At 43.2% G+C, this 11254-nt stretch carries 8 protein-coding genes; 1 reads left to right on the top strand and 7 read right to left on the bottom strand.

What is annotated here, in order from left to right:
* Positions 1-24: 24 nt before the first annotated feature.
* The 7 genes from RM553_RS18790 to RM553_RS18820 form a co-directional block, all read right to left on the bottom strand.
* Positions 25-1701, bottom strand: coding sequence for a sodium/sugar symporter (locus tag RM553_RS18790; RefSeq protein WP_311536507.1), 1677 nt, complete (start codon positions 1699-1701; stop codon positions 25-27).
* Between the two features lie 75 nt (positions 1702-1776).
* Complete coding sequence (locus tag RM553_RS18795; protein WP_311536508.1) at positions 1777-2775, bottom strand: aldose epimerase family protein; 999 nt, start codon at positions 2773-2775, stop codon at positions 1777-1779.
* Positions 2776-2785: 10 nt separating this feature from the next.
* The gene (locus RM553_RS18800) at positions 2786-4597 is read right to left on the bottom strand and encodes a DUF885 domain-containing protein (RefSeq protein ID WP_311536509.1); all 1812 of its coding nucleotides are present in this window, start codon (positions 4595-4597) and stop codon (positions 2786-2788) included.
* A gap of 76 nt (positions 4598-4673) precedes the next feature.
* Positions 4674-6527, bottom strand: coding sequence for a CocE/NonD family hydrolase (locus RM553_RS18805; protein ID WP_311536510.1), 1854 nt, complete (start codon positions 6525-6527; stop codon positions 4674-4676).
* 128 nt (positions 6528-6655) lie between these two features.
* Positions 6656-7969 (bottom strand): tRNA lysidine(34) synthetase TilS, encoded by a 1314-nt coding sequence (gene tilS / locus RM553_RS18810; protein WP_311536511.1) that lies wholly within the window; start codon positions 7967-7969, stop codon positions 6656-6658.
* 93 nt (positions 7970-8062) lie between these two features.
* Complete coding sequence (locus RM553_RS18815) at positions 8063-9373, bottom strand: anthranilate synthase component I family protein (protein WP_311536512.1); 1311 nt, start codon at positions 9371-9373, stop codon at positions 8063-8065.
* A gap of 2 nt (positions 9374-9375) precedes the next feature.
* Complete coding sequence (locus tag RM553_RS18820; protein ID WP_311536513.1) at positions 9376-9912, bottom strand: NADPH-dependent FMN reductase; 537 nt, start codon at positions 9910-9912, stop codon at positions 9376-9378.
* Positions 9913-10036: 124 nt separating this feature from the next.
* On the opposite strand from RM553_RS18820, the gene RM553_RS18825 reads away from it, so the two are divergent.
* Positions 10037-10927 carry a sugar phosphate isomerase/epimerase family protein gene (locus tag RM553_RS18825; RefSeq protein ID WP_311536514.1) on the top strand — a complete coding sequence of 297 codons (891 nt, stop codon included), beginning with the start codon at positions 10037-10039 and terminating at the stop codon, positions 10925-10927.
* Positions 10928-11254 lie beyond the last annotated feature (327 nt).

Here is an 11254-nt window from a genome sequence, read left to right on the forward strand (position 1 = left end):
TTTTTTATTTGATAATATCTTTTTTTACCAGAACAAGGCATAAAGCATGGCCACAATAAGCAGTATCGCAAAACTGCAAATATTAAATACCGGGCCCGTCTTGAACAGGTTCTTTGAAAAAACAATAGATTTTTCATGATCCCTGCCTTTTGCTTCAGCATAACTTATAATTACCATTACCAGCATGGTAAGAATCCAGGTAGCCATCATCTGGTGCATAAAAGGCCAGGTGATAAACAATGGGGAATCTATCCAGCCGTTAGGCCCTACCTTAAAGTAAAGCGCGATGGGAATAGAGATCAAAACTCCCAGAATAGCGGCTTTATTGGTGGTTTTTCTCCAGAAAAGGCCAAGCATAAACACCGCTAAGATCCCGGGGCTCACTACCCCTGTATATTCCTGGATATACTGGAACACCTGCCCAAGACTTTTTAGCTGCGGCGCAAGGATAATAGCCACAATTAGAGCCAGGCTGGCAGAAATCCTTCCTACAGTAACCAGACCTTTCTCCGATTTGTTCTTCTGAAAAAAGGGCTTATAGATATCCATCGTGAAGATAGTGGCGGTAGAATTAAGCATGGAAGCCACAGAAGATACGATTGCCGCTGCAAGTGCTGCTACCACCAGGCCTTTTAATCCTACCGGAACAAATTCTTTAATTAGCCACGGGGAAGCATTATCGTTTATAACCGTTCCCGTTCCACTGAAGAAGGAGGCATCGGTTACCCCTCGTACAATTTCGCCACTGGCATCGGTATTGATTACGAAAGCTATAATCCCAGGGATCACAACGATTAAGGGGATTAACAGTTTAAGGAAGCCTGCAAGTACAATACCTTTTTGAGATTCCTGTAAACTCTTTGCCGCCAGCGTTCGCTGGATAATATACTGATTAAAGCCCCAGTAATAAAGGTTGGCAACCCACATCCCGCCAATAAGAACGGCAAGGCCGGGCAAATCCCACCAGGCATCTTTCCCGTTTGGAGTTATAATTTCTCCTTTATCAAGAATCATGGAGAACTTTTCTGGAACCTGTTCATAAACAGTTGCCATCCCGTCTATAATCCCACCGGTTTCAGAAACATGGGACAGGGAAATAAAAGTTGTGATAAGGCCTCCTACAATTAAAAGCACTACCTGTACCACATCTGTCCAGGCTACGGCCGAGAGGCCGCCATAGAGGGAATATGCCGCCGCGAAAAGGGCCAGCCCGATTATGGATTCCATAAAGATGGAACCATCTCCTGTACCAATAATCGTATCCAGTGCCGTAGCCCCCAGGTAAAGCACAGAGGTAAGGTTTACAAAAACAAAAAGGCAGAGCCAGAAAACGGCAAGTATGGTTTTAAGGTTTTTGCTGTAGCGCACCTCTACAAATTCGGGAATGGTGTAGAGTTTCTTTTCTATAAAAATTGGAAGGAAGAACTTCCCAACTACCAGTAGTGTTATGGCTGCCATCCATTCGTATGAAGCGATGGCAAGGCCAATGGCAAAACCCGAGCCGGACATCCCAATAAACTGCTCGGCTGAAATGTTTGCGGCAATAAGCGATGCCCCAATTGCCCACCACGGCAGGGATTTACTGGCAAGGAAGTAGTCTTCTGAGGTTTCTCCCTTTCCGCGGGAAACCCACCAGCCTATGCCAATAATCATTAACGCATAAGCTGCAAAAACAATCTGGTCGAGTAATTCAAATTCCATGTACTTGTAAAATTTTTGTTAAATATAAACTTTAAAATTAAAAAACGTAAATTTTACGTTTAAAATAAATTTATTTTATCTTTTTACGGAAAACTTAAAAGAGAGGTGGTTCTGGTATTTTTCTCCCGGCTCCAGCACGCTGGAAGGGAAATTTCTGAAGTTTGGCGCATCAGGGAAATTTTGCCCTTCCAGGCAAAGTGACGGATATTCTGGAGAAATACGGGTTTGATATTCAAGATCCATCGGCAGCTCTTCGGGGGCATAAGCCACAACCGCACGCTGATTGGTTCTCATTTCCAGCTTAATCCCGGTTAACGGTGCAAACAGCCTGGCCGAAACTTCCTGGTCATCACTGTTCAGCACAAAAGTATCGTCCAGCAGGCGGTTCCCGATTAGCTTATTGTCTTCGAAGTTCTTGTAATTTTCCCTCAGGTTCACCAGGTTCCCCGTAGGCAGCTGCTTTTCATCAACTTCCAGTATTTTATCAGCATTTATGCAGAGAAAATGGTCGCTTACACTGCCTTCACCATTAAGGTTGAAATAGGTGTGATTTGTAAGGTTTACCACTGTTTTCTTATCGGTTTCAGCGGTATATAGAATTTTAAGCTCATCTTCTTCAGAAAGCGTGTAGGTTACAGAAACCTTCAGGTTTCCGGGATAACCTTCCTCCCCATCCCTGCTAAAATAAGATAAGGTAACCGAGGGATCGCTTCCTTCGGTTTCCTCTTCAACTTCCCATAATTTATACTGAAAGCCATTATCGCCCCCATGTAAATGCACTCCTTCTGTTTGATAAAGCGTATACTCCTCCCCATCCAGGCTGAAGTTCCCACCTGAAATGCGGCCGGCATAACGGCCAATGGAAGCGCCAAAACACTTGTTATGGCTTTTATACCGGGCAGTGAGAAAATCTTCCGGTGACCTGGGAGCAACAATTACATTTACTTTTTTTCCTGAAGCGGCGAACATTTTGAGACTAAAAAGCGCTGCGCCAAAATTGAGAATTTTCACCTCTGTTTTATTGGCGTTTTTAAGGCTGATAAGCTTCAGGTCTGTTTTGTGTACTTTATCCAATGGCTTCGATTTACTTTTTCGATTCAATCCATTCCCCAACATTATCCTCGAGGACGTTTAACGGAATTGCTCCGTCCAGCAAAACTACATCATGAAATTCACCCAAATCAAAATTTTCTCCCAATTCTGCTTCCGCTGTCTGCCTTAACTCGAGGATTTTGTTCATTCCTATTTTATAGGCGGTAGCCTGGCCGGGCATTACAATATGCCGCTCCACCATTTTAACGGCATCGCTCTCGGCATTGGGGGTATTTTGTTTATAGTAGGAAATTCCTTCCTCACGGGTCCACTTTTTGGAATGGATTCCTGTATCTACCACTAACCTGCATGCCCTCCAGAGTTCCATGGCCAGCCTTCCAAAATCGGCATAAGGATCTTTGTAAAATCCTATTTCTTTTGGAAGCAACTCGCTGTATAACCCCCAGCCTTCCACATAAGCGGTGTAAAAACTGTGTTTTCTGAAATCGGGCACCTCATCCAGCTCCTGGGCAATGGCAATCTGCATATGGTGCCCCGGAATGCCCTCGTGATAGGCCAGTGCCTCCAGCTGGTAAGTTGGCATGGCACTCATATCATATAAATTGGCATAAAAAGTACCAGGTCTCGAACCGTCTATGGCCGGCTGCTGGTAAAATGCTTTTCCCGCGCTTTTTTCCCGGAAAGGCTCTACCGCCTTTACCACTATCTCTGCTTCAGGCAGGGTATTGAACAAATCAGGGAGTTTTTGCCTCATCCGGTCTATGATCTGTTTGGCATCTGTCAGGTATTTTTTCCGGCCTTCTTCAGAATCTTCATAATAAAACTGCTCGTCTGTACGCATAAATTCGAAGAAATCCTGCAGCGAACCCTCAAAGTCTACCTTCTTCATAATTTCTTCCATTTCCCTGTGGATGCGGGCAACTTCATTAAGGCCAATCTCATGAATTTCTTCTGCAGTAAGAGCGGTGGTAGTGATCCTCTGAAGGCGATTATTGTAAAAGGCATCCCCTTTTGGAAATTTCCATACTCCCGCTTCGCCGGTAGCCCTTTGCTGCTGGTTTTCCAGGAAAGCGATCAGATTATCGTAGGCCGGCTTTACGTTTTGCACCAGGGCCTGTCCAGCTTGGGCTGTGAGCTCCTGTTTTTTTTCTTCGGAAAGCTCCAGAGCTTCTAACTTGGTTTTAAAATCTTCCAGCAGGGTGCTTACTTCCACAGATTTCATAAAAGGTTTGCCTTTAATGATGTTCCGGGAATCGTCCAGCACCTTATCAAAAACGAATTTTGGCGGGATAACCCCGTTTTGTTCCCTAATCTTCAGGTTTTCTATTATCTCCTCAAAAACTTCGGGAAAAGCTTCAAGCCGCGAAATATAGCCCTCGGCATCGCTAACTGAATCTATGCTGTGCATGTTTATAAGAAAAGCAGGCAGCTGTGAATGGTAACCAAACATCTGGTTCACCGGATAATCGTAAAAACGATATTCGTAATCTTCAATGGCATTTTCCTGCTGCTGCCTGTATAATTTATAGCTTAACCGTGTTTTTTCATTTAAGCTTTCCGGGTCAACTTCCTTTAAATACTTTAACCGTTCTTTTGCCTGCTCAAGATCTTCTGCATATTTTTCAGAAGAAAAATCGTCCCATTTCCCGTAATCGGCTTTAATGCCCAGCCGGGTTTGCAACATGGGAGATTCCTTAACCTCCTGCTGGAACTGTTCTTCAAAATAAGCGTTCAGGCTTTTGGAGTTAGCTTCCATCTCGGCATCGGTAAGCACTTTTTTTTCTTCCTTGCAGGAACCAAGGAGCAACAAAACCAGCAATGGAAAAACGCAAATCTTTTTCATCTGAATACATTTTGGCAGACCAGGGTACTTTTACCTGTACCGGTTAATAATTATTAATTACTGGCTAACTTAAGGCTTATTCCCTTAGTACAGAAAACCGAATAGCGGAATCTCCATAAACAGTGTGCGTCTGTTTTTGAAAATCTTCTTCTTCCGCCTCAAAAATATTGGGCACGTATGTTTGCGGGTTAATATCTATTAACGGGAACCACGTGCTCTGCACCTGGATTTGCAATTTATGGCCTTTTTTAAAAGTATGGTTTACGTCCTGCAACTCAATATTTACCGCGGTTTTTTTATTGGGTTCAAAAGCTTCGGGATTCTCGAAACTGTTTCTAAACCTGCCCCGCATCACTTCGCTACGCACCATCATATGGTAATTGCTCATTTTAAGGTGTGCAGGGGTTTCTTCATAATCTTCGGCATCGGGAGGAAAAACATCTATCACTTTCACCACCCAGTCGGCCGCGGTTCCTGTGGTGGCCACCTGCAGCATCGCCTTTATGGGGCCGGCCATTTTAAGGTCTTCTTCCAGCACCTCGGTTTCAAAAACCAGCACGTCTGGCCTTCTTGCCGCAAAACGCTGGTCCCCGGTCATATATTCACGCGGGGTAAAAACGGTCTTGATCTCGTTATTGTAAGAAACAGGCTTATTGGGATCGCTCACAAATTCCTGCCGGGTATCTGTGGGACCATCAGTGAGTTTCTGGTTATCTCCCAGATAAAAAAGTTTTTCTTCAGTATTTTCTGGCGGCCATTGGTTGTAATCGTTCCAAAGCCTTTCTCCGGTATCGTACATGTGGGCTTCGGCCAGTCCCGTGGTACCGCTGGCCTCCCCTTTCAGAAAATGATTAAAGAAAACCGTTTCATAATTCTCCTGGAACTGCTGGGAAATATTATCCCCAAAATAGATATTCCCAACGGTCTGCCTTTCTTCAGCCCTTGCCCAGTCGCCGTGGCTCCAGGGGCCATATACCAGGCTGTTATAATTATCGCTGTTTTTTTCTATGCTTTTGTAAATATGGAATGGCCCGTAAAGGTCTTCGGCATCAAAAAGGCCTCCCACTATCATTACAGCCGGTTTAATATCTTTCATGTACTGAACAATCCCCCGGGACTGCCAGAATTCATCATAATTAGGATGTTCCTTTAGCTGCTGCCAGAACTCGTTATTTTCTTTATAATATTCATCCAGATTGCTCAAAGGCCCGGCATCAAGAAAAAACTGGTACTGGTCCTGTGTTCCCAACCCGGGTAAATTATACCAGGCTTCTGCTGTAGGCCCTTCCTTTTGATATCCAAAGAGCGCGGTAGCCCTCCAGTAACTTAGTAAATATGCACCATTATGGTGAAAATCGTCAAAAAAGAAGTCGCTTATGCTCGCCTGTGGCGAAACCGCCTTTAAGGCGGGGTGTTCACTTAGCAGGGAGTAAGTGGCATAGAAACCGGGATAGGAAATCCCCCAGGTGCCTACCCTGCCGTTATTGTTTTCAACATTGTTTACCAGCCATTCTATGGTATCGTAGGTATCGCTGGCCTCGTCAAACTCTTTTCCTTTTTTATTCGGAAGAAAAGGCCGCATATTGTCATACTTGCCTTCACTCATCCATCTGCCGCGAACGTCCTGGTAAACAATAATGTTCCCCTGTTGCATGAGGTATTCGTTAGGGCCAATTTTAGACCTGAACTGCCCTTCTCCATACGGCCGTGAGCTGTACGGAGTCCTTTGCATCAAAATTGGGTATTTTTGAGAGGTATCTTTTGGCGAATAAATGGTGGTGTGCAGCTTTGTGCCGTCCCTCATGGGGATATCGGCCTCCATTTTATTGTAATGTTCAGAAACTTGATAATCTTGCTGAAGCTGTGCAAAAGCCTGTGCCCCAACAAAAATGAAGATGTTGAGCAGCAGAAAAATTCGGAATGATTTCATTGTGGTTTATTTTAAAGCTGCTAAAGATAGAAATAACCGCAATAACCTTAAAAGAATTTTAGGCTTTAGGCTGAAGTTGGTAGGTTTTGAGCTCCCTCTTCCCCTTTATTCTTCACTAAGAAGGACTTTCAAAAAGAACAGCTTATTTTAAGGATTTTACCTGTTGCTGAAGTTACTTTAAATCGCTCATCGGCCCGGTGGTTCACCACCCACACAATATCTTCTGCAGAACACAAGAGCCAGGTGTTTTCTTTTTCGGGAAGGGACATTTTTTTGTCTTTGAAGAAATCGCTTATTTTTTTCCTGCCCTTCATCCCGAAAGGATAGAAAAAGTCGCCGGTTTGCCATTTCCTGATGATGAGCGGAAACTGCAGTTTATCGGCATCTACAAATATCCTTGAAAAGTCCTCTTTTTTTTCAATTTTATCTACCTCAGCAAAAGCCAGTTTTCCCACCGGCAACATTACCAGCTCCTCCCCTTCGGCAATATGGTAAATCTTATCTTCAGGATAGTTAATTTCAGTAAGCAACAACTTCTCCCTGTCTTTTACAAGCCGGTATTCTTCTGAAAAAACCATTTTCCCGGGCTGGGCGTCCAGCAGGTTATAAACGTCGTTCCATTCGGTAAAGCCAAAGGTTTTGAGCAGCTGGTATAAAACAGCCCGGGTATTGGGTATTTTTTTAAGAAAGTTTATGTCCAGTTCGTAGCCGTACTGGCTTTTCTGGATTGCTTTGGGGTAAATAAGGCTCATATAATCTTCTACCAGCGCTTCACTCTCTTTCAGGTAAGACTGCGTTTGCTTGAAGCTTTGCAGTAACTGCGGATTAAGCTCTTCCAGCACCGGCACGATTTTATGCCGAATTTTATTCCGAAGGTATTTGGTGGAAGCGTTGCTGCTGTCTTCCCTCCATTTTATATTATTTTGCCTGGCATAGGCTTCAATTTCCTTTCTTGAAAAATCGAGCAGCGGCCTTAGAATCGTGTCTTTTTCAGCATTAATACCGCTTAGGCCTTCCAGCCCCGTCCCCCTAACCAGGTTTATCAAAAAAGTCTCTAAATCATCATTGGCATGATGGGCCAGCAGCACATAATCGAAATTAAGAGTTTGGGAAAGTTCTTCAAACCAGTTATAGCGGAGTTCCCTTGCGGCCATCTGGATGGAAATGCCGGCTTCTTCAGCAAAAGTTTCGGTATCAAAATTCTGGGTAAAAACCTCTGCTTCCAGCTCATCGGCAAGATCTATCACAAAATCCTCATCGGCATCGCTTTCTTCCCCGCGCAGGTTAAAATTGCAGTGGGCTATGGAAAAACCAAGCTTTGCGTTTCTGCAAAGATACGCCAGCACCACGCTGTCTACTCCCCCACTTACCGCCAACAGCAATTTTTTACCGGGTAAAAATGGAAAGCGGGATTTTATCAAATTTCGAAAAGCTTTCTCCATATTTTCAAAGATACAAAAGCCGCCTCCTAATCTTCCCCGAAAGGAATGACTTTTTTGCTGCTGCCGCAGAAAGAACAATAAGAATTCCTGGAATTATTGCGCTAAAGCTTCCCGCATGGCTTTTGCCTTAAGCAGGCATTCTTCATATTCATTTTCGGGAATGGACTGGGCGGTTATCGCGCCGCCAACCGAGAATGAGGCGTATTGTTTTTCAGCATTATAGAGAATACTTCTAATTACCACATTAAAATCAAAATCACCTGCGGGGGTAAAATAACCCACCGCACCGCTGTATAAACCGCGCCTGGTTTCTTCAAGTTCTTCAATAATTTTCATGGCCGAAATTTTTGGGGCGCCGGTCATGCTTCCCATTGGAAATGTGGCCCGTAAGGCTTCCACCGCGGGAATTCCCTCTTCCAGCGTTGCCGAAATGGTGGAAATGAGCTGGTGCACCTGCCTGAAACTATAAACCTTACAAAGTTCTTCCACCTGTACACTGCCTTTTTTGGCAATTTTGGACAAATCGTTACGCACCAGGTCCACAATCATCACGTTTTCGGAGACCTCTTTCGGGTCGGCCTGCAATTTTTCGGCAATCTGTTGGTCTTCTGCTTTATTCTGGGACCGCCCTGCCGTTCCTTTAATGGGCTGAGATAAGATTTTGCTGCCAGATTTCTTCAAATATCGCTCCGGGGAAGCGCACATAAGGCTGTACTGCTCGAGTTTTAAAAAAGTGGCGAAGGGCGGAGCTGAAATCCTGTTAAGTTCAGCAAAAACAGCCTCAGGTTTAATTTTGCGGTTTTCAGCATAGAATTCCTGGCAAAAGTTGGCCTCGTAAATATCCCCGCGCTGAATATGAGCAAGCATATTTTCAACCTTCTGCAGATAACTTTCTTTTGAAATTCTCGGTTTAATATCTGCTCTTTTTCCTGTTTTCTCTTCTCTCTCCTCTATGCCCTCTCCTCTTTCCTCCAAAGAAAGGATTTCCTGGAAATCGGCATCCATTTCATCATCAATCATTCGCAGATAATGGAATTCGGCAAGATCATTTTTCAGAATAATAATTTTTTGAGGCTGAAAAAAGTAAAGCTCGGGAAAAGAAAGTCCGTCGAAATTTCGGGAAGTTAACTGCTCAACCTCGTTTTTAAGATCATACGAGAGATAGCCAAAAATCCAGTCTTTCGTAGTTTCCTGATATTCCTGCAATTTATCGAAGGCCTGGTAAGCATCGGTTTTAACAGCGGTAAATGCGTTTATGGCAAGCAGGGCATCAAAATCACTGTTTTCGGCATAATCCTTATTGCTGTCCAGCCAGGCAACTTCAAAAGCCTGCCGGCTCCACTGGAATAACTGCTCTTTAAACTTTATAGGGTTCTCTAATTTGTAAGATTTGGAGGTGCGCACTTTTAACTTTCAATTTGGTGCGCAAAGGTAGTCAAGACATCTTCAATTCCCATATCCAGCACCTCGTTTAGCACTTTATTCTCCTTAAAATTGTCTTTAAACGAAGGAAAGCTGAAGCTTTCTATTACCTGCCCGCCGAATCGCGGGAGAATGTTCTTCACATATTCCAGTGAAGAAGCAGCGCCGCGAATACCGGGCGAAGTACTTATTAAAAGGATCTTCTTGTCCTTCAGGAAATTTCTTTCTGCCCGGGACATCCAGTCCAGGAAATTCTTGAAAAAGGCGGAAACCATGCCGTTGTGTTCATTTACCGCAATTACCAGTGCGTCACTTTCGGCTATCAGGTTTTTCATGATGCGAACATTTAAAGGGATTCCTTTTTCCTTTTCATGATCTGCACTGTACATAGGAAACTGATAGTCAATAAGTTTTATTATCTTTATTTCATGCCCTGTAATCCTGGCAGAAACATGGGTTAAAAGCTGATGGTTTATGGAAGTGCTGCTGTTAGAGCCTGAAAAGGCAAGGATTTTTTTCATGATGGAAACCTGAAATTTTCGCTTAAAATTATGCAAAAAGACAATATAGCTTGTTGGCAGAAAGCTAAAATTACATATTCACTCAATTAATTTGAATTTAAACCGACTCCTTTAAACCGAAATTATGAATCGAAAAGTTTTTATTGAAACCATGGGCATTTTGGGAGCATCCACACTCTTGCCCCTAACAGCTTATTCCATGACAAAGACGAGATATAAAATGGGGCTGCAGTTATATACGGTGAACGACAACATGAACAAAGACGCTGTAGCTACTCTGAAAGCTGCAAAAAGTATGGGATATGAAGATTTTGAAACCTTTGGTTTTAACAGTGAAAAAGGAACTTTTTATGGGCTTAAACCATCAAATTTTAAACAAATACTTGAAGAACTGCAAATTACGGCCTCAAGCGGGCATTTTGGATTTTCATCATACCTTCATAAATCCCAGGATGATTTAAGAAAGTTTACAGAGCAATGCATTAAAGGGGCTTATGACCTGGATATGAAATATATCACCTGGCCCTGGATTGCTCCTGAACAACGGACGATGGACAATTTTAAAATCATGAGTCAAAAATTAAACCTTATTGGTGAACAGGTGACGGCTGCGGGACTTGGATTCGCATATCACAATCATGGTTTCGAATTTACAGAACATAATGGGGAAACGGGATTTGATATAATTTTGAAAGAAACCGATCCCGAGCTTGTTAAGCTTCAGCTAGACATGTACTGGGTTGTACATTCTTCCAAAACTACTCCCCGGGAATTGGTAAAGAACCGGCCCGGGCGTTACGTAATGTGGCACCTAAAGGATATGCACAAAACCAGCAGGGATTATACCGAGCTGGGTAATGGTTCAATTGATTATGCCAGGATACTTCCTGATCCAGTTGATTCCGGACTTGAATTCTATTATATCGAACAGGGAGGTAACTTTACACACACGCCCATGAAAAGTATAGCCGATAGTGCTGAATATTTTAAAGAACACTTACAGGAGTATCTATAACTTAGAAAAGGAAAATTGCCTATATGAGGGCAAAATATGACTTTTTCGACAGACTTTCAGATTTTTACTTAGTATGCAACGGTATTGCGGTATGGATTAAAATTAAAAAGGAGGCTTTTACTGCCTCCCTTAAATTAAGTTCTGTTCTTTTTCTTTTCGGCCTTTGCCGCGCGTTTTTCCTTTAAACTCTTCACCGGTTCTTTTTTAACCGAATTCTTTGAAGGCGATTTCTCTTTAGCCATAAGTTCCAGGTATTAAAATTAACAGGTAAATTTAGTGAAAGTGCGGGTATTAATCACAAATTTTCAAGACCCGCCGGAAACAAAA

It is taken from the genome of Autumnicola tepida (assembly GCF_031846485.1).
GTDB lineage: Bacteria > Bacteroidota > Bacteroidia > Flavobacteriales > Flavobacteriaceae > Autumnicola > Autumnicola tepida.

What these genes read in the sequence shown, in the direction of transcription:
- RM553_RS18790 (WP_311536507.1), bottom strand. Translation starts at nt 1,701, where the DNA reads ATGGAATTTGAATTACTCGACCAGATTGTTTTTGCAGCTTATGCGTTA.
- tilS (WP_311536511.1), bottom strand. Translation starts at nt 7,969, where the DNA reads ATGGAGAAAGCTTTTCGAAATTTGATAAAATCCCGCTTTCCATTTTTA.
- RM553_RS18800 (WP_311536509.1), bottom strand. Translation starts at nt 4,597, where the DNA reads ATGAAAAAGATTTGCGTTTTTCCATTGCTGGTTTTGTTGCTCCTTGGT.
- RM553_RS18825 (WP_311536514.1), top strand. Translation starts at nt 10,037, where the DNA reads ATGAATCGAAAAGTTTTTATTGAAACCATGGGCATTTTGGGAGCATCC.
- RM553_RS18820 (WP_311536513.1), bottom strand. Translation starts at nt 9,912, where the DNA reads ATGAAAAAAATCCTTGCCTTTTCAGGCTCTAACAGCAGCACTTCCATA.
- RM553_RS18805 (WP_311536510.1), bottom strand. Translation starts at nt 6,527, where the DNA reads ATGAAATCATTCCGAATTTTTCTGCTGCTCAACATCTTCATTTTTGTT.